Source organism: Arthrobacter sp. SDTb3-6, from assembly GCF_013376095.1.
Classification (GTDB): domain Bacteria; phylum Actinomycetota; class Actinomycetes; order Actinomycetales; family Micrococcaceae; genus Specibacter.
In genome coordinates, this window is sequence record NZ_JAAMFN010000008.1 from 91,840 (window position 1) to 114,217 (window position 22,378).

Annotated in this window: 22 protein-coding genes and 1 pseudogene; 7 read left to right on the forward strand and 16 right to left on the reverse strand. The window is 67.9% G+C overall.

What is annotated here, in order from left to right; all coding sequences use genetic code 11:
* Position 1: 1 nt before the first annotated feature.
* The 4 genes from G6035_RS06195 to G6035_RS06210 form a co-directional block, all read right to left on the reverse strand.
* Positions 2 to 487, reverse strand: coding sequence for a ribose-5-phosphate isomerase (locus G6035_RS06195; RefSeq protein ID WP_176616206.1), 486 nt, complete (start codon positions 485 to 487; stop codon positions 2 to 4).
* Positions 484 to 2,226 (reverse strand): dihydroxyacetone kinase family protein, encoded by a 1,743-nt coding sequence (locus G6035_RS06200; RefSeq protein WP_176616207.1) that lies wholly within the window; start codon positions 2,224 to 2,226, stop codon positions 484 to 486. The genes G6035_RS06195 and G6035_RS06200 overlap by 4 nt, the downstream gene beginning before the upstream one ends.
* A 47-nt stretch (positions 2,227 to 2,273) precedes the next feature.
* Complete coding sequence (locus G6035_RS06205; protein ID WP_176616208.1) at positions 2,274 to 3,272, reverse strand: sugar phosphate isomerase/epimerase; 999 nt, start codon at positions 3,270 to 3,272, stop codon at positions 2,274 to 2,276.
* A gap of 262 nt (positions 3,273 to 3,534) precedes the next feature.
* A complete protein-coding gene (locus G6035_RS06210) occupies positions 3,535 to 4,221 on the reverse strand; it encodes a GntR family transcriptional regulator (RefSeq protein ID WP_176616209.1) in 687 nt (228 codons plus the stop codon).
* Between the two features lie 159 nt (positions 4,222 to 4,380).
* On the opposite strand from G6035_RS06210, the gene G6035_RS06215 reads away from it, so the two are divergent.
* Positions 4,381 to 5,448, forward strand: a complete 1,068-nt coding sequence (locus G6035_RS06215) for a hypothetical protein (RefSeq protein ID WP_176616210.1) — start codon at positions 4,381 to 4,383, stop codon at positions 5,446 to 5,448.
* A gap of 99 nt (positions 5,449 to 5,547) precedes the next feature.
* Here the strand turns inward: G6035_RS06215 and G6035_RS06220 are convergent, their stop codons facing one another.
* The 7 genes from G6035_RS06220 to G6035_RS20540 all read right to left on the reverse strand — a co-directional run bounded on the left by G6035_RS06220 (position 5,548) and on the right by G6035_RS20540 (position 13,591).
* Positions 5,548 to 6,267 (reverse strand): FMN reductase, encoded by a 720-nt coding sequence (locus G6035_RS06220; protein WP_176616211.1) that lies wholly within the window; start codon positions 6,265 to 6,267, stop codon positions 5,548 to 5,550.
* Positions 6,268 to 6,340: 73 nt separating this feature from the next.
* The gene (locus G6035_RS06225; RefSeq protein WP_176616212.1) at positions 6,341 to 7,876 is read right to left on the reverse strand and encodes an amino acid permease; all 1,536 of its coding nucleotides are present in this window, start codon (positions 7,874 to 7,876) and stop codon (positions 6,341 to 6,343) included.
* 48 nt (positions 7,877 to 7,924) lie between these two features.
* A complete protein-coding gene (gene aspA / locus G6035_RS06230) occupies positions 7,925 to 9,361 on the reverse strand; it encodes an aspartate ammonia-lyase (RefSeq protein WP_176616213.1) in 1,437 nt (478 codons plus the stop codon).
* 219 nt (positions 9,362 to 9,580) lie between these two features.
* Entirely contained in the window at positions 9,581 to 10,549 is a 969-nt protein-coding gene (locus G6035_RS06235; protein ID WP_176616214.1) for an asparaginase, read from the reverse strand.
* On the reverse strand, positions 10,546 to 11,253 hold the full coding sequence (locus G6035_RS06240; RefSeq protein ID WP_176616215.1) for a FadR/GntR family transcriptional regulator: 708 nt from the start codon (positions 11,251 to 11,253) through the stop codon (positions 10,546 to 10,548). The genes G6035_RS06235 and G6035_RS06240 overlap by 4 nt, the downstream gene beginning before the upstream one ends.
* A 91-nt stretch (positions 11,254 to 11,344) precedes the next feature.
* Positions 11,345 to 13,420 carry a DUF5107 domain-containing protein gene (locus tag G6035_RS06245; protein ID WP_256127778.1) on the reverse strand — a complete coding sequence of 692 codons (2,076 nt, stop codon included), beginning with the start codon at positions 13,418 to 13,420 and terminating at the stop codon, positions 11,345 to 11,347.
* Between the two features lie 9 nt (positions 13,421 to 13,429).
* Entirely contained in the window at positions 13,430 to 13,591 is a 162-nt protein-coding gene (locus G6035_RS20540; protein WP_371130881.1) for a hypothetical protein, read from the reverse strand.
* Between G6035_RS20540 and G6035_RS06250 the strand changes: the two are divergent.
* Positions 13,533 to 13,652: pseudogene (locus tag G6035_RS06250) on the forward strand (carboxymuconolactone decarboxylase family protein); the annotation flags it as partial. The gene G6035_RS20540 and the pseudogene G6035_RS06250 overlap by 59 nt on opposite strands.
* Before the next feature lie 233 nt (positions 13,653 to 13,885).
* On the opposite strand, the gene G6035_RS19995 reads toward G6035_RS06250, so the two are convergent.
* Positions 13,886 to 14,035 (reverse strand): DUF5956 family protein, encoded by a 150-nt coding sequence (locus tag G6035_RS19995; RefSeq protein ID WP_256127779.1) that lies wholly within the window; start codon positions 14,033 to 14,035, stop codon positions 13,886 to 13,888.
* A 224-nt stretch (positions 14,036 to 14,259) separates the two neighbouring features.
* Between G6035_RS19995 and G6035_RS06255 the strand changes: the two genes are divergently transcribed.
* From G6035_RS06255 to G6035_RS06275, 5 genes are all read left to right on the forward strand, one after another.
* Positions 14,260 to 14,925, forward strand: a complete 666-nt coding sequence (locus G6035_RS06255) for a GntR family transcriptional regulator (RefSeq protein WP_176616216.1) — start codon at positions 14,260 to 14,262, stop codon at positions 14,923 to 14,925.
* Between the two features lie 138 nt (positions 14,926 to 15,063).
* Positions 15,064 to 15,813: an amino acid ABC transporter ATP-binding protein gene (locus G6035_RS06260; RefSeq protein WP_176616217.1), complete on the forward strand. Its 750-nt coding sequence runs from the start codon at positions 15,064 to 15,066 to the stop codon at positions 15,811 to 15,813.
* A gap of 60 nt (positions 15,814 to 15,873) precedes the next feature.
* Positions 15,874 to 16,743, forward strand: coding sequence for a glutamate ABC transporter substrate-binding protein (locus G6035_RS06265; protein WP_176616218.1), 870 nt, complete (start codon positions 15,874 to 15,876; stop codon positions 16,741 to 16,743).
* A gap of 8 nt (positions 16,744 to 16,751) precedes the next feature.
* A complete protein-coding gene (locus G6035_RS06270) occupies positions 16,752 to 17,396 on the forward strand; it encodes an amino acid ABC transporter permease (RefSeq protein ID WP_176616219.1) in 645 nt (214 codons plus the stop codon).
* A complete protein-coding gene (locus G6035_RS06275) occupies positions 17,393 to 18,250 on the forward strand; it encodes an amino acid ABC transporter permease (RefSeq protein WP_176616220.1) in 858 nt (285 codons plus the stop codon). The genes G6035_RS06270 and G6035_RS06275 overlap by 4 nt, the downstream gene beginning before the upstream one ends.
* Before the next feature lie 86 nt (positions 18,251 to 18,336).
* Here G6035_RS06275 and G6035_RS06280 read toward each other — a convergent pair whose 3' ends face one another.
* From G6035_RS06280 to speB, 4 genes are all read right to left on the reverse strand, one after another.
* Positions 18,337 to 18,780, reverse strand: coding sequence for a VOC family protein (locus G6035_RS06280; protein ID WP_176616221.1), 444 nt, complete (start codon positions 18,778 to 18,780; stop codon positions 18,337 to 18,339).
* A gap of 35 nt (positions 18,781 to 18,815) precedes the next feature.
* Positions 18,816 to 19,436, reverse strand: coding sequence for a hypothetical protein (locus G6035_RS06285; protein WP_176616222.1), 621 nt, complete (start codon positions 19,434 to 19,436; stop codon positions 18,816 to 18,818).
* Between the two features lie 63 nt (positions 19,437 to 19,499).
* A complete protein-coding gene (locus tag G6035_RS06290; RefSeq protein ID WP_176616236.1) occupies positions 19,500 to 21,182 on the reverse strand; it encodes a thiamine pyrophosphate-binding protein in 1,683 nt (560 codons plus the stop codon).
* Between the two features lie 38 nt (positions 21,183 to 21,220).
* Complete coding sequence (speB, locus tag G6035_RS06295; protein ID WP_176616223.1) at positions 21,221 to 22,309, reverse strand: agmatinase; 1,089 nt, start codon at positions 22,307 to 22,309, stop codon at positions 21,221 to 21,223.
* Positions 22,310 to 22,378 lie beyond the last annotated feature (69 nt).

Here is a 22,378-nt window from a genome sequence, read left to right on the forward strand (position 1 = left end):
TTCAGGAGGCCTTCGTGTAGTCGGGTTCGTAGGAGCAGATCGCGTCGACCTTTTCGGCCGAGGCGGAGTTTTCATCAAAGTTGTAGCCAAGCCACTCGGTGACCAGTTTTTTGGCCAGTTCCAGGCCGATGACGCGCTGGCCCATGGTGAGCACCTGGGCGTTGTTGCTCAGTACAGAGCGTTCCACAGAGTAGCTGTCGTGGGCAGTGACGGCGCGGATGCCGGGAACCTTGTTGGCGGCAATGGCCACCCCGAGCCCGGTACCGCAGATCAGCAGCGCCCTGTCGGCGTCGCCGTCGGCCACCAGGCGGGCCCCGTCCACGGCAACGTGCGGATAGGCGCGGGAATCGTCCGGGCCCACGCCGATGTCGGTGACGGCGGCCACCCGGGAGTCGGCTTCCAGCAGGGCCTTGAGCGCGTTCTTGTATTCGACGCCGGCCGAGTCGTTGCCGACCACGATGCGAAGTCCTGCTTTGCCCTGTGTCATGCCCGTGCTCCTTGTTGGATGAGTTGTGCTTCGATGTGGCGGCCCAGCCGTTCGGCGATGAGGCCGAAGGACACCGCACCCGGGTCCGGGTGGCCCAGGCTCTTCTCGGCCAGCGGCCGTGCGCGCCCCTTCAACGGACGCAGCCCGGCCGTCGCATCCGCTGCGGCGCGGGCGGCCGCGGCTGCCACCGCGAGTGCCCGGTCCACGGGCGCCCCGCCGGCGATTTCGGCGGTGAAGGCGTCCCGGAACGGCAGCAGCGCGTCCACCATGGTCTTGTCCCCCGGCTCGGCCTTGCCCAGCCCGGTGATGGCCGAGGCGAAGGCCTCGACGGCAACCGCCGCATCGGTGCCGGAGTAGCTCCCGCGGTTGCCCAGGGCCGCACCTGCCGCGATGACGGCCGTGCCCCACAGTGCGCCGGATGTTCCGCCGGCCTTTTCGCTCCAGGCCTCCCCCGCCGCGGCGAGGATGCGGCGCACGGAGGCGCCGGCGTCGGACGCGGCCGCGGACTGTGCCGCATCCACCGCTGCCTCGACGCCCCGGCGCATGCCGATGCCATGGTCGCCGTCGCCGGCAATGGCGTCCAGGCTGCCCAGTTCCTCGACATTTTCGACGACGACGTCCCGCACCGCGGCGAGCGCGGAGACCGCGTGCCTCCCCAGGGCGGCGGACGCCGGCGTGGGCTGCTCGCTGTCCGCCTGGCCAGCGGCGGCGCCTGCTTCCACCTCGCGGCGGGCGCGCCGGGCCACGGTGCCCTTGCGGAAGGCCGGCGTGTCCGCGGGTGCGGCCCACAGGCGCTCGAGTTCGTCGTCGAGCCACAGCAGGGTCAGCGACAGGCCGGCCATGTCGAGGCTGGTGACCAGCTCACCGCACTCGGGCTCCACGACGGTCAGGCCGGCGCCGGTGAGCAGCTTTTCCACCTTGCCGAACAGCAGGAACAGTTCGTCGTACTTGACCGTGCCCAGGCCGTTGATGATCGGCACGACGCGGGTGCCGGGGTTTTCCGGCTTGTCCGCCAGCAGCCGGGAGACGAGGAGCCCGGCCAGCTCGGACGCCGTCGGCATCGGGTGTTCGGAGATGCCGGGCTCGCCATGGATCCCCAGGCCCAGCGCCATGAGCCCGGCGGGGACGTGGAAGAGCGGTTCGGGCGCCCCGGGCAGCGTGCAGCCGTCGAAGGCCACGCCGAGGGAGCGGGTGCGGGCGTTGGCCAGAATGGCCAGGCGCTCCACCTCATCCAGGTCCAGGCCTTCCTCGGCGGCGGCGCCGGCAACCTTGAACACGGTGAGGTCCCCGGCAATGCCGCGCCGTTTTTCCGGCTGGTCGGCCGGTGCGCTGGCGATGTCGTCCGTGACGAGCACGGTGCGCGTTTCGATGCCTTCGGCGTTTAGGCGCACCTGGGCCTGGCCAAAGTGCAGGACATCCCCGGCGTAGTTGCCGTAGCTGAGCAGCACGCCGCCGCCGTTGTGGGCGGCCTTGGCCACGCGGTACACCTGCCCGGCCGCCGGGGAGGCGAACATGTTGCCGCAGGCCGAGGCCGCGGCAAGGCCCGGCCCCACCAGGCCTGCGAAGGCCGGGTAGTGGCCGGAGCCGCCGCCCACCACCACTGCCACCTGGCCGCGGGGGCTGGCCGTGGAGCGGACCACGCCGCCGTCCACGCGGGACACGTACTGCCGGTTGGCGGCCACGAAGCCGTCAAGGGCCTCGTCCGCAAAGTCGGCGGGATCGTCGAATATCTGGGTCATGGTTCCTCTTTGAATCCGCAAGGGTTTCGGGGTTGGTGCTCCGGTATTTAGACGGCGGCGACGGCGGCGGGCTGCTGGCGGCCCTGGGCCACCCGGCTGGTGCCGAGTGCGTAGCCGTCGTCCTTGGGCAGGACCTGGCTGCGCAGGTAGTCCTGGTTGCGGGCCGTGACGCTGAGGCCGTCGCCGCCATAGTGCTCGGTGCAGATGATGCCCTGGAAGCCCACCGAGATGGCGGTGCGGAAGGCGTCGCGGTAGTTGATGATGCCGCTTTCCATGGGCGCCGGCATGGCCACGTAGCTGTTGCGGGCCACGTCCTCGTCTCGGATGTAGTTCTTCACGTGCCAGTAGTTGGAGTACGGCAGGGTCTTCTCCAGCACCTCGCGCCAGTCCTCGATGGGGCGGTGCAGCCGGACCAGGTTGCCCACGTCCGGGTTGAGGCCCACATTGGCCAGCCCGATGTCCTGGACCAGCTTCACGGACGAGTCCGCCGTGCCCAGGTAGGTGTCCTCGTACATTTCCAGGGACAGCAGGATGCCGGCTTCGGCGGCGTGGCGCCCCAGCTCGCGAAGGCGTCCGACGGCGGCATTCCACGTTTCCGTGTCCCCCACCGGGTCCGTGTGGCCCTGGGCCGTCCAGAACCACAGCTGCCGTTGCTGTTCGGCGGTCAGTGCCTGGTGGAGTCCGAAGGAGACCACTTCGCAGCCGAGTTCCGCGGCGGCATCAATGGTGCGGTGGCTGTAGGCCAGGTTCCCTTCCCAGTTTGCCGCGTCGATCACGCTGCTGCGGATGGCCGAGATGACGGGGATGCCGATCCCCGCTTCCGCTGCGGACTGCTTGAATTCCGCCAGCCGTGCGGCGTCCAGGTCGCCCGGGCGGACCCAGCTGTCGGTGAGGTCCGCGTTGGTGAATCCGGCGTCCCTGACTTCCCGGAAGACCTTCAGCCAGGCGGTGGCGTCGGCGTCGTTGATGTGCTGCCCGGCGGCATTCGTGCCCGGGAATTGCAGCAGTGCTGCGCTGATGGGCCAGTTGGCGGCTGTGTAGGCCATGGGTGTTTCTCCTTTAGTGATCCTGTTTCCTATAGGATCTACTATTGAGGGAGCCTATGTCAAGAATCACATTTTGGGAACCCCCGGCCGGTTTTGCCGTCCTGCCGCTTCCGCGGGCGCGCCGGCGGAAGCGGCATGGTGCGTCACGGGCAGGCCGCTGGCACGCTCCCGGCGCCCGTGCGTCAGACGGGCGGCACCCCGAAGTTGGGCACGCCGCGGGGTCCGCGGTTGGGCACGTTTTGGGCCCGTCGCTGGGCACGCCTCAGGCGGGCGGGGCGTCCTGGATGGAGCGCTGGCGGACGCGGCCCACGTGTTCCGTCATGGCGGCTGCGGCGGCTTTCGGGTCGCCAAGCTCGATGGCCCGGAACACAGCCTGGTGTTCAGCAATGGCATGGTCCGCGTCGGTGATCCCCACGCCGCCAAACAGGCGAAAGCGCTGCACCTGGCCGCCCAGCGCCTCGTAGGCGGCCAACATGAACGGGTTCCCGGAGTTTTCGGCGATCAGCCGGTGGAAGCGTTCATCGGCGTCGAGGTAGTCGCGGAATTCGGCGAACGAAGGCCCCCGCCGCGCGTCCTTCAGGTCCGTGATGGACTGGCGCAGCTCTTCGAGCAGGGCCGGGGTCATCCGCCGGCAGGCCAGCTCCGTGGTGACGGGTTCAATCACCAGGCGCGCGTCCATGAGGTTGGCAAAGTCCTCGCGGGAGAAAACCGGTGCCACGCGGTACCCCTTCAGGGCCACCCGGACCACCAGGCCGGTGTGTTCCAGGCGGGCCAGCGCCTCGCGCACGGGCGTGGGCGAAACGTCAAGGTCGCGGGCCGTGCCGTCGATGCTGACCTGCGCGCCGGGTTCCAGGCGCCCGTCCATGAGGGACTCGAGAATTTCCTCGTAGACGTGATCGGCCAGGACCTGCCGGCTGACGGGGCGGGCGACACGGGATGGCTTCATCATTCTAAAATCCTATAGGATTTGCGAGGGGGTGGCAGACACCTTAAACGTACCCCTCCGCACCACGCTGGGACCCGACGGCAACGCGCGCGCCGGGAAACGGCGTCGCGCCTCCCTCCTGCAGCGGGGTGGCCCGGCGTGGAAGAATGAAGCTGATTCGCCATGGCAGCCACGACACCAGACCCCGACCAGCCGCCCCCCGACGGTGGCGCCGCCCACCCTGCGCACAAGTCCCTCGAACGGCACCGGCACACCCGGCAGGTTCCCAACACGCCCCGGCGCTGGCTGCTGGGCACCGTTGCGGCCGCCGCCGCCTCCACGGCCTTCAATGCCAACATCGCCGCCGACTACCAGCTGACCGAGCGCTCCCAGTTCCGCGTCACCACGCCGGACAATGACGAAAACAAGACGGCAGCGAACAGGTTTCCAGGCCGGACCTGGTACCTGCTGGGCGGCTTTGGGGTCAGCTACCGGGACACAGGCCGGAAGCTGGCGGCCCTGCAGCCGGCCATGAACGAGCGGGCGCCGGCGTCCTACATTGGCTACTCGAACGGCGGGATCGACATTGCCCAGCTGTTCATCGCCGTCCAGCGCGACACCTTTGAGCGCAAGATCGACACCGTCTATTTTTACGGGGACAGCTTTGGCGGGATGGCGGCGACGGTGCTGGCGGGGCTGCTGGAGGGGATTGGCATCCACGTCCGCGTCATCATCATGGGCTCGAGCCCCAGCAGCGTGGCGGATGTCCTGGACCCGAGCAAGGAATACATTTCACTGGCCGGGCAGGTGGTCCCCTACCTGGGGCTGGTGGGGCGCCTGGCGGCCGGCGTGTGGAGCGGGCTGGCCAACCCGAACGGGCAGGGCATGTACCAGGCCGCGCGTTCGGGCATCGGCAGCTCCCTGAACGTGTCCAGCGATTCGCTGATCCTCAAGACCACGCAGGCGACGTTCCTGCAGGCCTTCCCCGCCCAGTATGACGGCGGCATCCCCAGCAGCACCGGGATCGGCCTGCTGTATGACCCCAAGGACTTCATTGTCAACGCCCGCATGGCCATTGTGGGCTGGGAGGCGCTGTTCCCGAAGAACCCGCACGTTGAATACGACATCCCCAACACCGGCCACGCCAGCCCGGAAATCCATCCGGACATCTACCGCGTGGCACTCACGGTCATCGTAGACCAGCTCGATCCGCCGCCGCTGACCACCCGGCCCGTCCAGCCGATCTTCTGACGGGCGGTGGTCGCGGCCCGATGGTTGGGCCTGCCGGGACCGCCGCCGATTGAGCCTGCCGAAATCAAGGCCCTGACAAGCCCAACTCGCGGGGCCTGCCTAGCGGGCCTGGGTCTGGGCCAGCAGCTGCTCGAACGGCAGGGACGTCATCTCGGACACCTCACGCTCGTGGCGCTTCGCCTTGTGGTCGGGGGAAAATCCGAGGCCAACAGTGTCCCCGGCGGCCGGCGTCGTGCCCGTGGACGGGGCAAGGACGGCGGCGAGCTCCCCCGCCGCCTGGCCGATCCGGTGGTCCATGGCGTCGGTGCCGGACTGCCCCCAGTCCTCGGGCGAGGCATAGATGGCCGTGGGCATGGTGTGGGCGCGCAGGTAGCTGAACAGCGGGCGGATGGCCGTATCCAGCACCAGCGAGTGCCGTGAGGATCCCCCCGTGGCGCCGATCAGCACCGGCATGCCGTCGATGAACTTGGGGTCCAGGATGTCAAAGAACGACTTGAACAGGCCGCTGTAGGAGGCGCTGAACGTGGGGGTCACGGCGATCATGGCATCGGCGCGCGAGACGCGGTGGACGACGTCGGCCAGGGCCGGACCCGCATAGCCGGTGACCATGTTGTTGGCGATGTCGGTCGCATAATCGCGCAGGTCGACGACGTCGAGCACGGCTTCCGCGCCCAGCTCGCCCAGGTGCGCCTTGACGCCCGCGGCCAGCTGGTCCGCCAGCATCCGGGTGGACGACGGGACGCCGAGGCCGGCCGAGATAACAACAACTGTGCGCTGCACTGTGACTCCTTGATCGCTGCAATGTTCATGCGTTTGCATCTAAAAGGGTCAACTGGCGGTGCCAGGAAGTTATTCCCAGGGCCGGTCCCGGCATTCGTCGGGGCGGAGGGGCTCAGTCCTCGCCGGCGATTCCCGCGGCCTGCGGGGCGTGGCTGTGGTGGGCGATCACCGGATGGGCGCCGGTGAAGCCGTCCCGGCCGGCGGCAATCTCCTTAATGCGGCCGCGGGAGGCGTACCAGCCGATCATCAGCGCCGGCACAATGACCACGATGGAGGCCACGGTCCAGGTGCCGACGGGGTTGTCGAAGGCCATGAGTACAATGACGGCCAGCAGGAACGCGAGCGTCAGGTAGCCGGTCCACGGCGCACCGATCATGCGGAACGAAGGCCGGATGGCGAGTCCCTTTTTCGACAGGCGGTACAGGGCCAGCTGGCACAGCACGATCATGCCCCACGAGGCGATGATGCCCAGTGCCGCCTCGTTCAGCACGATTTCAAACGCCGACGCCGGGACAATGGCGTTGAGGACCACGCCGAGCCCGGCGACAATGGCCGTGAGCGCGATGCCGCCGTAGGGGACGCCGCGCTTGTTCAGCTTGGCGGCGAACTTCGGTGCGGAGCCGGCCAGGGACATGGAGCGCAGGATGCGGCCGGTGGAGTACAGTCCGGCGTTCAGCGAGGACATGGCCGCCGTGAGGACCACCAGGTTCATGATCGAGTCCACGCCCTGGACCCCGATGGAGCCAAAGAAGGTCACGAACGGGCTTTCCCCGGCCTTGTACGCGGTGTAGGGCAGGAGCATGGAGAGCAGCACCAGCGAGCCCACGTAGAAGATGGCGATGCGGATGATGACGGTGTTGATGGCCTTCGGCATGACCTTTTCGGGGTTTTGCGTTTCGCCGGCCGCGGTGCCGATGAGCTCGATCGAGGCGTAGGCAAACACCACACCCTGCATGACCACCACCACGGGCAGTAGGCCGTTGGGGAAGAAGCCGCCGTGCGACGCGATGAGGCTGAACCCCACCTGCTGGCCTTCCACGGGCGTGCCGAAGATGACAAAGTACGTGCCAATGATCAGGAAGCCGACCAGGGCAACCACCTTGATCAGCGCGAACCAGAACTCCATCTCGCCGAACACCTTGACCGAAACGAGGTTCAGGCCCAGCACCAGCAACAGCGCCGCGAGCGCCCACGCCCACTGGGGCACGGCGCCGATCCACGGCACGTATTTGGCGAAGAAGTGCATGTATAGGGCGATCGCGGTGATGTCCACGATGGCAGTCATGGCCCAGTTGAGCCAGTACAGCCACCCGGAGACAAAGGCCGCCTTCTCGCCGAAGAATTCGCGGGCGTAGGAGACAAAGGAGCCCGACGACGGGCGGTGGATGACCAGTTCGCCCAGTGCACGCAGGATCAGGAAGGCGAAGAAGCCGCAGATCGCATAGCTGAACATCAGGGCGGGGCCGGCGCCGGCCAGGCGGCCGCCGGCGCCCATGAACAGGCCGGTGCCGATGGCCCCGCCAATGGCGATCATCTGTATCTGGCGGGACTTGAGGCCCTTGTGAAGCCCGGCGTCCTCGGCCGTCAGGGCCTGGTCCGGGGCGTCCTGGACCAGGTCGGAGGTGTCTGTTGTGGTGCGGTTGTGCATAAGCTTGCCTATCCGTGAATGCGGCCCGCACCTTTGCGGACCGCTCGTTTAGTCGCTGAGGTTGGCCAGGTGTTCCGGACGCAGAAGCTCGTCCAATTGTCCGGCGGTGAGGAGCTTGTGCTCCAGGACGAGTTCGGCCACGCCGCGGCCGGAGGAAAGCGCCTCGAGTGCGATCATGGTCGACGCCGCGTACCCCAGCCGCGGGTTGAGTGCGGTGACCAGTCCGATGGAGTGCTCCACCTGGGCCCGCAGCTTGTCCTCATGGGCGGTGATGCCCCGGACGCACTTGTCCGCGAGGGTCCGGCAGGCGGCTTCCAGGTGCCGCATGCTCTTTGTCAGGCTGTGCACAATGATCGGTTCAAAGGCGTTGAGCTGGAGCTGCCCGCCTTCGGCCGCCATGGTGACGGTGACGTCGTTGCCAATGACCTCGTAGGCCACCTGGTTGACCACCTCGGGGATGACCGGGTTGACCTTGCCGGGCATGATCGAGGATCCCGCCTGGACGGCCGGCAGCGTGATCTCGCCCAGCCCGGCGCGGGGGCCGGAGGAAAGCAGGCGCAGGTCGTTGCAAATCTTGGAAAGCTTGACGGCCACGCGCTTGAGGACACCCGACAGGTGGACAAACGCGCCGACGTCGCTCGTCGCCTCGATCAGGTCCACGGAGGTGGTCAGCGGCAGCCCGGAAATGTCCGCCAGGTGGCGGCAGGCCAGTTCCGCGTACCCCTTCGGCGCGTTCAGCCCGGTGCCGATGGCCGTGGCGCCGAGGTTGATCTCGTGGACCAGCAGGGTCGATTCCGCCAGCCTGGCCCGGTCCTCCCCCATCGTGACCGCGTAGCTGTTGAATTCCTGGCCGAGCGTCATGGGCACGGCGTCCTGCAGCTGCGTGCGCCCCATCTTCACCACGGTGCGGAACTCCACGGCCTTGTCGAGGAACGCCCCACCCAGGTACTCCATGGCCTCCACCAGCGATTTCGCGGCAAAGATCGTGGCCACGTTCACGGCCGTCGGGTAGACGTCGTTCGTGGACTGGCTGAGGTTGACATGGTCGTTGGGGTGCAGGAACTGGTATTCACCCTTGTTGTGCCCCAGGATTTCCAGCGCACGGTTGGCGATCACCTCGTTGGCGTTCATGTTCGACGACGTCCCCGCACCTCCCTGGATGACGTCCACCACGAACTGGTCATGGAGGTTCCCGGCGATGATTTCCCGGCAGGCCTGGATGATCGCGCCGGCGCGCCCGCCGTCGAGCAGCCCCAGCTCCTGGTTGGCCTGGGCGGCGGCCTGCTTGACCATGGCCAGCCCGTTCACCAGGTGCGAGTTGGTGGAGAGCGGCTGGCCGGTGATGGGGAAGTTTTCCACGGCGCGCAGGGTGTGCACGCCCCAGTAAACGTTGGCAGGGACGTCGCGGTCGCCGATCAGGTCGTGTTCGCTGCGCATGGCGACGGCCGCGAGGGGGTCCAGCGGCTTGGTGGACAGTTCAGTCATGATGCTCCTTGGGTAAAGGCAGTGCGACTTGCGTGGCAGGCGGGAAGGTTGGTCAGGCGGGAAGGTTGGTCAGGCAGACGGGTGGTTCTGGCGGGCGAAGGCACACGCGGGCATCCCGTTCCCCCGGAACATGAGGGAGCGCTGCGGGAAAGGGCCCCGTTTGGAACCGCGCGTCGGGAAAAAGGGCCCCGTTTGGAACCGGGGGTTTGGTGGGAGGGGTCAGGCGGGATGGCGGAGGCCGTGGAGGGTGCCGACGGGATGGCCGCCGCCCAGCACGGGGAGGTTGTCAAACGGTTCCAGCAGCGACGGCTCCACGCCCAAGGCGAGCAGCGCGGGAACGGCGGCGGGCATGCGGGCGCGGTCGCCGCCGTCGGAAATCTTCAGGGCCACCGCACTGCCGTCCCCCAGGGCGATGAGCTGGATGCCTTCAAAGCCGTCCTTGGCAAGCAGTCCCGGGACGGCCCGCATCAGGGCGGTGACGTCGCGGCCGTCCCCCGCAACGAGGTCCGGGTGGGCGCGCATGGCGGCGGCCACGCGATGCTCGGGGGTGGCCGGCGCGGCGGTGACGAGGCGGCTGAAGGCCCGTGCCATGCCGGTCAGGGACAGCGCGAAGACCTCGGTGCCGCAGCCGTCGGTGCTGATCTCCGTCAGTTCCTCGCCGGTGAGTTCCGCCACGACCTCGCGGATCAGCGCCGGCAGCGGATGGTCGTGGTCCAGGTAGCTGTCCAACGGCCAGCGGTTTGCCACGCAGGTGGACAGCAGCGCTGCGTGCTTGCCGGAACAGTTTTGCGCCAGGTGGGTGGGGCCGTGGCCGGCCGCGAGCCAGGCGCGGCGTTCGGCGGTGCCGTAGGGCAGGTCGGTGGAATTGCCCAGGTCGTCCTCCGTGAGCCCGGCATCGGCCAGGATCTTTGCCGCCGTGTCCTGGTGCACCGCGGCACCCGAATGGCTCGCGGCGGCCAGGGCCAGCTGGCCGTCGGTCAGGTCGGCGCCGGCGCGCAGCATCGCGACGGCCATGAGCGGCTTCAAGGCCGACCGGGGGTAGATGCGCGCGGCGGGCTCCCCGCGCTCCAGGAGGGTCCCGCCGTCGGGCCTCACCGCGGCCAGCGAACCGTAGTGGACGCTCTCCACCATGGAACCGCGGGTCTGGACGGCAAGGGGTGCGTGGGCCGGGAACTGTGGCGCTGTCATGCGGTGGTGTCTCCAATAATCAGGGTCAGTGCGTCGTCGACGGCGTGGAGGTGGACGGCCATGGCGCGGCCGGCTTCCCCGATGTCCCCCCGGGCGATGGCGTCCAGGATGGCGCGGTGTTCGCGGTCGGAGGCGAGGCGCCGGCCGGTGATGAGGTTGATGGTCTCCGACTGGTAGACCATGGCGTCGCGGATGTCATTGACCACCCGTTCGAAGACGCCGTTGCCGCTGGCGGTGGCAATGGCGGCGTGGAAGCTGCCGTCCAGGCTGACCCAGATTTCGGGATCGTCCTCCCCCACCATGGCCTCGATGATGCCGCGCATCTGGTCCAGCTGTTCTGCGGAACGGCGGGTGGCGGCGAGTTCGGCGGCCGGAACCTCGATGTGGGGGCGTGCTTCCATGAGGCTGCGGGCCGAGAACCGGCCCAGGACCAAGTCGCCGGGGGCGTGGTTGGCCACCACGAAGGTGCCCTTGCCGGTGTGCGTTTCCGTCAGGCCCAGAGCCGTGCAGGAGCGCAGGGCCTCGCGGACCACGGAGCGGCTGACGCCGTACTGGGCCGCGAGCGCCGTTTCGGAGCTCAGCTTGGACCCGACGGCCAGCTGCCCGCTCTCGATCGCGTCGCGGATGGCCGTGAACACGGCCTCCGCGGCGCTGACCCGGACAATTTGCGGCTGTCCGGCTGTCCAGCTGTCTGACAAGTTCACAGAGATTAGAATGACACAGCTCACACCCCGGTGTCAATGCCGACACCGCCCTTGCGCGAACCGGCGGGGCCGGGCAGGGCTCCCCCGGGGGTCAGCGCATGCTGAACTGGTACTTTTCCGGCACGTCCTCGCCCGGGCACACGCGCCGCCACAGCTCGGCGATCGAGTTGGCGCCCTCGCGCAGGTCCGGGACTTCAATGCCCTCCTTGAGGACCGCCGCCGCCGCGGCGCTGTCCCCGGTGTCCGCGTGCGCCCTGGCCTGCAGGAACTTCACCTGCCCCAGCGACAGCAGTGCTGCCGGGGCGCCTTCCAGCAGGTCGAACACCAGCGCCGGCCTCCCGTTGTCCACCGCGAGTGCCATGGCTTCCAGCAGGACGGCGCGGCTGCCAGGCTCAAGGTGGCAGGCGTGGCCAAGTTGAAGCAGTCCGCCGTCGATGTCCCCGGCGGCAATGAGGGCCAGGCCCAGTCCCCGGTGCGCGAGCACCCGGCTGCGCTTGCCCAGCGTGGTGCCGGTCCCGCCGGCCCCACCCCCATCACCGCCAGTGCCGCCCGTGCCGCCAGTGCCGCCCAGGGCCTTCCGGTACAGGGCGGCCACGGTTGCCATGTCATCAGCGTTGGCGGCATCGGCCCGGGCGTGGACCATGACCGCGTGGTGGAAGGCGGCCTCCGCACTGTCGTTGCGCGCCGCGGTCAGCAGGTCCTCCCAGTCCAGGCCGCGGACAAACGATTCCGCCCCGCCGAACGGCTGGCGCGGCTCCCCTGCGGACGCCGGCTCAAACGGCTTTTCCACGACGCCTTCATTGGCCCGCAGCAGTTCCAGCCAGGGAGCCTGGGCCGCCGTCAGCGTTTCCTGGCCAAACGGTGTGCCGGTCTCGTCGATCCACTCCATTTTGGCTGCGTGCCTCCGGGCCCGCTCCAGCGCGCCCCAGCCGTTGCCCGCCACCACAAATTCCGACGGCGCCAGGTCCGCCCAGCGGCCGGCGTCGGCGAGCGCCGCGTCCACAACGCCGGCGGAAACCATTGAGTCCACCCGTTCGCCGGCATGTTCAACGGCGGCGTCCCACGCGCCGCCGGCCACCGCAGGGTCCAGGCCGGCATTGCCATACGCCTCCACCCACTGCCAGGACGCCCCGGCGGGCATCGGAACATACTCAAACTGCGTCTGCGCCAGGCCGGACTGGATCTCCGCGTAGCGCCGCGGCTCGGTGCCCGGCGGCGTCGGCGTGAGCCACTCCTGCCAGCGGCGCCCGCCGTCGCCCTCGCCCCAGACGAACAGCTTCCTGCCCCGCAGCCGGGGTGAGGAGACGAGCGCAAGCCCGTCCCCGGCGTCGTCCAGGGCGAGCTCCCAGCGGCGCCGGCCCGGTGCGAGGTCGAAGAAGAAGTCCGCGGCGTGCGGGTTCCGGGCGGGCCAGGTGGCGTCGATCCCGTGGAAGCCGGACGGGGCCACCACGTCCATGGCGCCGTCGTAGCCGGTGGCGAAGGCGCGCGTGGCCGGGGCGATGACGCGGGTGTGCGGGGTTTGCGGGATGGCCGCGTTGGACCACCAGTACATGGGGACGGGGGTGGCGTTGGGGTTGCGGATGCGCACGGCCGTGAACAGCACGCGGGAGTCGGCGGGCAGCCACGCATCGAGTTGGAACACCGCCTCGCGCAGCCGGTCGAACTCCCACATGCGCAGCACCTCCTGCCCGTCCGGCGTGTGCACCAGTGCGGTGTGGAGGGGCGAGCAGGTGGTGGGCGAATGCCCGCGCGTGCCGATGTTCCACTCGATCCCGCCGGCAAACCAGGCGTTGCGCAGGGCCAGGTTGGCAAACTGGATGCGGCCGCCGGTGTGCAGCAGCTCTTTGCCCGTGTCCTTGTCGAACAGCTGCCAGAGCCGGCCGCCCAGCTGCGGCAGGAAGGTTGCCTTCAGGTGCTGGTTTTCCAGCACGACGGCGGTCAGTTCCGTTGCGCCGGCCTCCCGCGTGTACGCGTCCTGCAGCATGTAGGGGAAGATGTTTTTCACCCCGCCCCAGCGTGCGCCCTGAACGATCTCTGCCGGGATGCCGCCTCCCGCAACATAGGGCGGCCCGGGCAGCGGCTGGACCGCGGGCAGCGGCGATTCGGGACCAAGCCCGGCCAGCTCGATGGTACGCGTGGTGACAGTCATGGAGGCCGCGTTGCTCATGGGCCGAGCCTATCGGACGGGGTGCCGGGTGCGCTGCCGGATCCAGCCGCGCAAAACCAATTCGTGGCCGCCCATCGGCAGTTTTTTCATGGCCGCTGAAGAAGCCGCGCGGTTGGCCGGACTCAACGCAAGGCTCGTCGAAGCCGTAAAAATCCGGGTTTCCCAGATCAATGGTTGCGCCTTCTGCCTCCGACTGCACACGCGAGACGCCCTGAAACTCGGAGAGTCCGCCGACCGGCCCGCGGTCCCGGCCGCCTGGTGGGAGCCACAGTACTTCTCGGAAGCGGAGCAGGCCCCGCAACGGGAATGGACCCTATTTCCCCACAACGCATGGCCAGGCTATGGCTTCCCGCATCACGGGCAGCCATCCGGAAGGCAGCGTCGGCGCAGGATCGCAAGCGTTGAGCTGCGCGCTGGCATGGTCCAAAAATTCCCTGCCCGTACGGAAGGTGTCCGGGATCCGGATCAACCATGCCCATCCCCGAGGTCTCGTCCCCGAGGTCTCGGGGGAATGCCCGCCTCCGCCAGGTACGCGTCGATGGACTCGTCGACGCACCGCCGGTCCTGTTCGGTGACTCTCCGCGACAACGCCCCATCTGCGGACAGGCGGGACATCGTCCGGCCGGCCACGGAAAAAGACAGTTGTCGTAGCCTCGAACCGGACGCGGCTATTAGGTATGGCTATTTAGTATACAGGTGGATACAGCGGGTGGATTGAATTACCCTTGTTGAGAATCAAACTATTAAATTATCCGTAAACCGCCACCGGCCCGCTGCCCTTCTGCGTAAGTCCGCAGAACCACGCTGTGGCCGTGCCGGAGACACCAGCCGGGAGATTCATGCCAACGCCACCAGAAGTGACCCGCCATGACGGGGATTCAATTTACCACGAGCTTCGCGGCGAAATACTGACCGGCGTCCTGAAACCGGCAACACCGCTGCGCGAGGTCGCACTCAGTGAGCGGTTCGGGGTCTCGCGCACGCCGGTTCGCGATGCGCTGCGGCGCCTCAAGCACGACAAACTTCTCGAGCAGGGCGTCCGTGGGCTTCAGGTCCACCAGGCCACCCCGCAGGAAGTCATACAGGTCTACGACGTCCGCATCCTACTGGAGAAGGAAGTCGCCGCACAGGCTGCCAGGGGCCACGACGTCACCGACGTCATGCGGCTCGAAGGGCTCCTGGCGCGCGACCGGGCGCTGACCGCTCCGGATGACGGGACGCGAGCAGCCACCAACATGGAATTCCATGCCGCCGTCTGGGCGGCGGCGCACAACCCCGTCCTTGAAGACCTCCTCCAGCGGCTCACAACGCACTTGATCCGCACGCCGCACTCCACGCTGTCCGTCGGCACGCGCTGGGAGGAAGCCCTGGATGAACATGGCCGACTCGTGGAAGCCATTGACGCCGGTGATGAGTCCTCCGCGCGGGACATTGCAGGGGCGCACATGGAAAGTGCCAGGAGCCTGCGCCTTGGCCTGCTGCGGGATTCCATCTCCCACCCCTAAGGTGCAGCCGGCTGCCGGACTTTGCGGCGCACGCCGACATATCCGACTTTTCTTCGTCAAGATCTTGCCGTGACGGCCATCACCGTGTCACACTGTATTTTAATGTATACAGTCGTATCCACCTAAGGGAGATAGATCATGACAGCGATCACGGAGACGGATACCGTCGTCGAGTTCAGGGGTGTCGGGAAGCGTTTTGGCCAGATGCAGGCCCTGTCCAACGTCAACCTTTCCGTGAAGCGCGGGGAGGTGGTGGTGATTCTGGGCCCGTCAGGCTCGGGCAAGTCGACGCTTTGCCGGTGCATCAACCGCCTGGAGGTCATCGACGAGGGACACATCCTCATCGATGGCAAGGAGCAGCCGCTGGAGGGCCGGGAGCTATACAAGTTCCGCACCGAAGTGGGCATGGTTTTCCAGTCCTTCAACCTGTTTTCCCACAAGTCGATTCTCGAGAACATCACCATGGCACCGCGCAAGATTCTGGGCGTCGACAAAAAGAGCGCCGAGGCCCGCGCCCACGAACTCCTGACGCTGGTGGGGATCGGGAACAAGGCCAACAGCCGGCCCGCGCAGCTTTCCGGCGGCCAAAAGCAACGGGCCGCCATTGCCCGGGCCCTGGCCATGGGGCCGAAGGTGCTCCTTTTTGACGAGCCAACCTCCGCACTGGATCCCGAGTCCACCCGGGAGGTCCTTGCCACGATGCGCAATTTGGCCGAAAACGGCACCACCATGGTCGTGGTCACCCACGAAATGTCCTTTGCCCGCGCCTTTGCCGACCGCATCGTGTTCATGGCGGACGGGCAGATTGTCGAAATGGCCGACCCCGAGTCGTTCTTCACCGCGCCCCAGAGCGAGCGCGCCAAATCCTTCCTTTCTTCCGTCCACTAACAACCAACCCCTTCCACCACAAGCAGCGGGTGCACCGAAGCACCCCTTTGAGGAGTCACAATGAAGCGCACACACCTGCTCCCCGCCCTGGCCGTCATGGGCGCACTCATCCTCGGCACCACCGCCTGCGGGGGCAGCGGAACAGCCGCCGCGAGCCACCCCACCGAGACCTTTCCGGCCGGCAGCACCATGGCCAAGATCCAGCAACGCGGCAAGGTGATTGTCGGCGTCAAGTTTGACCAGCCGCTCTTCGGCGTCAAGAACCCCATCACCGGCCAGATGGAGGGCCTTGACATTGAAATGGCCAAGATCCTCGCCAAGGACCTGACCGGCAGCGAAAACAACGTCCAGTACGTCGAAGCCGTCACCAAGAACCGCGAAGCCTTCCTCGAGCAAAACAAGGTGGACGTCGTCATTGCCTCCTACGCCGTGACCGACCAGCGCAAGAAGGCGGTCGACTTTGCCGGCCCCTACCTGGAAAGCGACGTCGCCCTGATGGTCCGCAAGGACGACACGTCCATCAACAAGCCGACCGACCTGTCCGGCAAGTCCGTCTGCTCCACCACGGGTGCGCGCGCTTCCCAGCTCATTGCAACAGCCGTCCCCTCCGCCAAGCTGGTCTTGTTCAGCACCTACAGCGAGTGCGCGCAGGCCTTGAAGGACAAGCGCGTCGATGCCCTGACAACCACCGAAGCCATCCTGCTGGGCATTGAAAGCCAAAATCCCGGCCTCTACCGCATCGCCAGCGGCCACCTGGCCGATTCCGAGGAGTTCGCCATCGGCTCCCCCAAGAACGACCCGGCCTTCCACACATATCTTGACGGACTCCTGAAGAAGGCCGTCGCCGACGGCGACTGGCAGAAGGCGTACGGGGCCACGATCGGCAAGGTCAAGCCTGAGAAGGTCACCCCGCCGAAGATTGTCCTCTAGGAACCACCATGGAACTACTTTTCAACCACGCAGGTGACTTCGGCCAGGGGGTGCTGGTCACGCTCGGCCTCGTTGTGTACGGGGTCTTGGGCTCGATCGTCCTCGGCACCGTCCTGGCGGCGCTGAAGACCAGCCCCATCCGGGTCGCCCGCGCCATGTCATCCACCTACATCCTGATCTTCCGCAATGTCCCGCTGCCGGTGCAAATGGTGCTGTTTGTTTTCGGGCTGCCACAGTTGGACATCCAGTTCTCGCTGTATGCCTCCGCCGCCATCGCACTGGTGCTGTACACGGCACCCTTCGTCGCGGAGACCATCCGCTCCGGCCTCAACACCGTGGACCGGGGCGAATTGGAGGCCGGCAGGGCACTGGGCTTTGCGCCCATGATGTCCTTGAGGCTGCTGGTACTCCCACAGGCCATGGCGACCGTTGTCCGCCCCTTGGGCAATGTCTACATCACCATGGTCAAAAACACCTCGGTGGCCGCCCTGGTCGGGGTTGCGGAACTGACGTTCCTCACCGACAAGCTTGCCGTGGATGAGGCCTCACCGTTCCTCATCTTCGCAGGAGCTGCCATTTGCTACTTGGTGCTGGGCCTGGCCGTCGGCCGCCTCGTTGCCGCACTGGACCGGAAGGTGGCGTTTAGCCGATGAACAACCATTCCCTCTTCGACCCGGCCGGACCCCGTACCCGGCGCCGGCACATCATCTTCGAAATTGTCACGGGAGCAGCCCTCGCCGCCCTGGCCGTCCTGGTCCTGGCAACCCTGGCCAAAAAGGGCGTCTTTGGCGCCGCCGCCTGGGCGCCCTTTGCCCAACCCGGCTTGTGGAAGCTCCTGGGGCAGGGGCTGCTCAACAACATTGCGGCCGCAGCCGTCGGGATGGTCCTGTCCCTGGCCGTCGGCTGCCTCCTGGCCTTTGGCCTGGTCTCCACCCGCACCTTCCTGCGCCGCCTCAGCCGCGTCTACACCGACGTGTTCAGCAGCATCCCCCTGTTGCTGCTGCTGTACTTCACGTCCCTGGTCCTGCCCAATTACGGCCTCAAGCTTGGGGACTTTTGGTTCCTGGTCATTGCGTTGACGCTCTACAGCGGCGCTGTCATTGGAGACCTGATCCGCTCCGGCATTGCCGCCCTGCCCCCGGGACAGTCCGAGGCGGCGCTGGCACTGGGCTTTTCCCAGGTCGGAACCATGGTCCGGGTGCTCCTGCCGCAGGCCCTGCGGTCCATGAGCCCCGCGCTGGTCAGCCAGCTGATCATCCTGTTCAAGGGGACGGCCCTCGCCTACGTGCTGGGCGGGTACATGGAACTGCTGCGCTCCGCCACGGTCATTGGGCAGTACTTCACGCAGTCACTGCTGCAGGCGCAGTTTGTTGCCGCCATCGGGTTCCTCATCGTCAACATCCTGTTGGGCGCCCTGGCGGACATGCTCGAACGCCGGCAGCGCAGGCTTGAAACCCAGGCACCAAGCACCACCGGATCGGACATCCCGGTTCTTCAAGCCGCCTAGGAGCCGGGTCCTTGGCTGTGCCGGGCGTCTGCCCGGACACGGTACGGCCACAGCGCTGCGCCTGCAAGACCGCGGGGCAGTGCGCGTCAGTTGATGTCGAACTCGTTGCCTTCCGGGTCGCGCATGGCGACGGCGTAGTGGTCCAGGCCTTCCGTCTCGAACGTGTGCAGGCGCACTGCACCGAGCCCGGCAAGGCGTTCCGCCTTTGCCTCGATGAGTTTGCGCCGCTCGGCGATCGGGGAATTCCTGCCGCGGCTGGCACGGATGTCCAGGTGCAGCCGGTTCTTGTGTGTTTTCCCCTCCGGCACCACCTGGAACCAGATGGTGGGCCCGCGTCCTGCGGGGTCGGAGATCCTGTCAATGCCCAGGTCCAGCTCCTCCTCGGGGACGCCGACGTCCCGCCAATAGTCGTCCCAGCTGCCGAAGCCCTGCGGCGGCGGCGTGGGTTCATAATCGAGCGCCGCAGCCCAAAATTCGGCCAGCAGCCGGGGATCGGCGCAGTCAATCACGAGCTGGAAGTCAACCGCCATGGTGCATTCCCATGCTTGGTTGGGTGAAGCATTCCTCAGGCCGGCCCGGCCAGGTGGACCGGCACGTCCTGTCCCGCCCACGTCACGGTCAGTGCGGGCGCCCCGTGCACGACGCCGGACAGGTCCAGTCCGCGGGCGATCCGCAGCGTGAGTGCCCCGGCAGGAACAACGGTGAGCGAGTCCGACGTCGTCGGCGTCCCGGGCGCCAACGCCGGCACGGCCGCAGCGGTCCCGGTGCTGGCCAGCGTCGCCGTCGCCGGCAGGGTTTCCATGACTCCGTCGGTTTCCCGCATTTCGACGGCCTGCGGCGTGCCGGTGAGCAGCGCGGCCGCCAGCGCGCGGACATAGACGGGGTCTGCCGCGGCGTCGTAGACCCAGCGGCTGCCAAGCACGGAGTGCTCCATGGTGCCGACCAGGAAGGCCTCCGCGCCGTCCAGCGGCGCCCCGCGGTAGCTCAGCGGGACCTGGTACGCCCGGTGCCCGGCGCCGACCAGGATGGTTTCGAGGCCGACCCCGCCGTCCGGGTCGTCAAAGCGGAAGGACCCGAGCCGGACCAGGTCCGCGTCCGCCGCGTCAAACCAGGGTTGTTGCGGCAGCCAGCGGGCCAGCAGTTCCATCTTCGAGGGGCGCAGCTGCGCCTTGTACACGAGGGCCATGCGGACCAGTCTAGGCGCCCGCCGCGGGTCCCGCAGCCCCGTTGGCTGCCCGTCCGCGGAAGCTCAGATGTCCAGGTGGGTGGGGGCGAACATCTTCAACAGAACGTCAACCACGACGACGTTTGGCCCGTCCGAAGCGAAACCCTCCCGCAGCGCGTCCCCGACGTCCTCCGGCTTCACCCGGCGGGCCGGGACGCCGAACGACTCGGCCAGCTTCACGAAGTCCGGCCGCGCCAATTCCGTGTGGGTGGCCTTGCCAAACGCTCCCACCATGTATTCGCGCAGGATGCCGTAGCCGCCGTCGTCCACAATCAGCCAGGTGACCGGCGCATTGTGCTGCCTGGCCGTGGCCAGCTCGGCGATGGAATACATGGAGGAACCGTCCCCGGCCACGGCCAGCACGCGCGCGGGCCTCCCCGCGCCCTGCAGCCCGAGGGAGGCGCCGATGGCGGCGGGGAAGGCGAAGCCCAGGCCGCCGGCGCCCTGGGCGGAATGGAATTCGCCGTCTCGGGAGTCCCAGCAGCTCCAGCCCCAATAGGCGGAGATGGTCATGTCCCAAAACGTCTGCATGTCCGCCGGGACGGCCTCGCGGATGTCCGCCATGAACCGGCGTTCCAGGGCCAGGTCCTGGCCGTCGAGCCTGGCCGCGACCTTGGCCAGCGTTTCCTTGACCACGGCCTGCGGCGTGGCGCCGTGCCAGTCGGCGTCCGCGCTCAGCGACGCGTCCAGGGCGGTGTCGAGCGCGGCGAGCGCCTGGCCGGCGTCGGCCCGGATGCCCAGCGCGGGGCGGTTGGATTCGAGCACGCGCGGTTCGGCGTCGATCTGGATGATGCGCCCCCGCGGCTCCATGGTGAAGTAGTTGCTGGACACCTCGCCCAGCGAGGAGCCGATCACCACCAGCACGTCGGCGTCTTCCAGGACCTCGGTGACATGCCGGTCCTCGACCCATGACTGCAGCGACAGTTCGTGGTTCCACGGGAAGGCGCCGTTGCCGCCGGGCGTGCAGACGACGGGTGCGTTGAGCTTTTCCGCGATGGACAACAAGTGGGCCCCGGCCCTGCCGCGGCGCACCCCTCCCCCGGCCACGATGGCCGGCCGCACCGCATCGGTGAGCCATTTGACGGCCTCGCGGACCAGCTCCACCCGGGGCGGGTTGTCGAACGGTTCGGCCAGCGCATCCTCGACGGCGGGCACAAAGACGGGGTCCAGCAGCACGTTTTGCGGCACCTCGATCCACACCGGGCCCTGCGGCGAGGACACGGCCTCGGTCCAGGCGTCCTGGATGGCTGAAGGGATGCCGGAGGCGTGCTGGATGAGCCGCTGGCTCTTCGTGACGTTCGCGGCGGAAGCCTTTTGGTCGTCGAGCTGGTGGAGCATGCCCTTGCGCCGGGCGCCCAGGCCCTCGAGCGGGATCTGGCTGGCCACCACGATCATGGGCACGCCCGTGGCATAGGCCTCCTGCAGCCCGGCCAGGGCTGTCAGGGCGCCGGGCCCGGTGGAGAGGAACAGCACGCCCACCTCGCCGGTGGCGCGCGAATAGCCGTCAGCGGCGAAGGCCGAGTTGTTCTCCACGCGGGAGGAGACGAAGTGCAGCGGCGAGCGGCTCAGGGCGTCAAAGAGGCCCAGCGCGTGCTGGCCGGGGATGCCGAAGACGGTCTTCGCACCCAGGGCCGCCAGGGTTTCGACGACGAGGTCCCCACCGTTGCGCTGGGCGTCGAGTCCCGGCTGCTCCCCGGGCCCGGCCAGCGGGGTGGGCTCGACAGGCTGGACCAGCTGGGCGTCGCTCACTGGGCACCTCCCTGGGTGCCGACCAGCGGGGCGGGCGCAAAGCCGGCCGGCCGGCGTCGTGCTTCCGCGTCCAGCGCCTGGGCGGCGTAGCCGTTGGCAGCCCCAAAACGGTCGCCGGGCACATGGTTGTCGGCCATCAGGGAGATGAGCTCGTAGCCGACGTGGCTGGCGGCGACGCCGGTGATTTCGGCGTGGTCGTAGGCCGGGGCCACCTCCACAATGTCGGCGCCGATGAGGTTCATGCCGCGGAAGCCGCGGATGATTTCCAGGAGCTCGCGGCTCGTGAGGCCACCGGCCTCGGGCGTGCCCGTGCCGGGGGCGTGCGCGGGGTCCAGGACGTCGATGTCCACGGAGATGTAGAGCGGGCGCCTGCCGATGCGGTCGCGGATCTTCGCCACGGTCTCCAGCACGCCCTGGTGGTAGACGTCGGCGCTGGTGACGATGCCGAAGCCGAAGCGGTGGTCGTCGTCGAGGTCCTTTTTGCCGTAGAGCGGGCCGCGGGTGCCCACGTGGGAGATGGCCTCGGTGTCCAGCAGGCCCTCCTCGACGGCGCGGCGGAACGGGGTGCCGTGCGTGTAGGCGGCGCCGAAGTAGGTGTCCCAGGTGTCCAGGTGTGCGTCAAAGTGCAGCATGGCGACGGGGCCGCCGGCACGCTCGGCGGCGGCGCGCAGCAGGGGCAGGGAGATGGTGTGGTCGCCGCCAAGGGTCAGCAGCTTCGAGCCGCCTGCGGTCAGGTCCAGTGCGTTTTGCGCGATGGTTTCGATGGCCTCGTTGATGTTGAACGGGTTGACGGCCATGTCGCCGGCGTCCGCCACCTGGCAGTTTTCAAACGGGGAAACGTCCCAGGCCGGGTTGTACGGGCGCAGCAGCCGGCTCGCCTCGCGGACGTGGTTGGCGCCAAACCGCGCACCGGGCCGGTAGGAGACGCCGCCGTCAAAGGGGACGCCGACGACGGACACATCGGCCCGCGCGACCTGGTCCAGGCGGGGCAGGCGCGCGTACGTGGCGGCACCTGCATAACGCGGAATTTGGGCGGAATCGATGGGCCCCAGGTTCCCGTTGGCCTCGATGCGGATCTCTTTCATGGACGTTCCTCGTTTCTTTGCGCAGCAGACCTGCGTCACATGCGGCCTGCGCTTACCATCGTACAGCCG

Excerpts from the sequence above, each read along its gene's own strand:
- G6035_RS06215 (WP_176616210.1), top strand. The coding sequence starts at position 4,381 with ATGGCAGCCACGACACCAGACCCCGACCAGCCGCCCCCCGACGGTGGC.
- G6035_RS06285 (WP_176616222.1), bottom strand. The coding sequence starts at position 19,436 with ATGGCCCTCGTGTACAAGGCGCAGCTGCGCCCCTCGAAGATGGAACTG.
- G6035_RS06225 (WP_176616212.1), bottom strand. The coding sequence starts at position 7,876 with ATGCACAACCGCACCACAACAGACACCTCCGACCTGGTCCAGGACGCC.
- G6035_RS06265 (WP_176616218.1), top strand. The coding sequence starts at position 15,874 with ATGAAGCGCACACACCTGCTCCCCGCCCTGGCCGTCATGGGCGCACTC.
- G6035_RS06275 (WP_176616220.1), top strand. The coding sequence starts at position 17,393 with ATGAACAACCATTCCCTCTTCGACCCGGCCGGACCCCGTACCCGGCGC.
- G6035_RS06205 (WP_176616208.1), bottom strand. The coding sequence starts at position 3,272 with ATGGCCTACACAGCCGCCAACTGGCCCATCAGCGCAGCACTGCTGCAA.
- G6035_RS06235 (WP_176616214.1), bottom strand. The coding sequence starts at position 10,549 with ATGACAGCGCCACAGTTCCCGGCCCACGCACCCCTTGCCGTCCAGACC.
- aspA (WP_176616213.1), bottom strand. The coding sequence starts at position 9,361 with ATGACTGAACTGTCCACCAAGCCGCTGGACCCCCTCGCGGCCGTCGCC.
- G6035_RS06255 (WP_176616216.1), top strand. The coding sequence starts at position 14,260 with ATGCCAACGCCACCAGAAGTGACCCGCCATGACGGGGATTCAATTTAC.
- G6035_RS06200 (WP_176616207.1), bottom strand. The coding sequence starts at position 2,226 with ATGACCCAGATATTCGACGATCCCGCCGACTTTGCGGACGAGGCCCTT.
- G6035_RS06195 (WP_176616206.1), bottom strand. The coding sequence starts at position 487 with ATGACACAGGGCAAAGCAGGACTTCGCATCGTGGTCGGCAACGACTCG.
- G6035_RS06270 (WP_176616219.1), top strand. The coding sequence starts at position 16,752 with ATGGAACTACTTTTCAACCACGCAGGTGACTTCGGCCAGGGGGTGCTG.
- G6035_RS06260 (WP_176616217.1), top strand. The coding sequence starts at position 15,064 with ATGACAGCGATCACGGAGACGGATACCGTCGTCGAGTTCAGGGGTGTC.
- G6035_RS06280 (WP_176616221.1), bottom strand. The coding sequence starts at position 18,780 with ATGGCGGTTGACTTCCAGCTCGTGATTGACTGCGCCGATCCCCGGCTG.
- G6035_RS19995 (WP_256127779.1), bottom strand. The coding sequence starts at position 14,035 with ATGTCCCGCCTGTCCGCAGATGGGGCGTTGTCGCGGAGAGTCACCGAA.
- G6035_RS06220 (WP_176616211.1), bottom strand. The coding sequence starts at position 6,267 with ATGCAAACGCATGAACATTGCAGCGATCAAGGAGTCACAGTGCAGCGC.
- G6035_RS06245 (WP_256127778.1), bottom strand. The coding sequence starts at position 13,420 with ATGAGCAACGCGGCCTCCATGACTGTCACCACGCGTACCATCGAGCTG.
- G6035_RS06210 (WP_176616209.1), bottom strand. The coding sequence starts at position 4,221 with ATGATGAAGCCATCCCGTGTCGCCCGCCCCGTCAGCCGGCAGGTCCTG.
- speB (WP_176616223.1), bottom strand. The coding sequence starts at position 22,309 with ATGAAAGAGATCCGCATCGAGGCCAACGGGAACCTGGGGCCCATCGAT.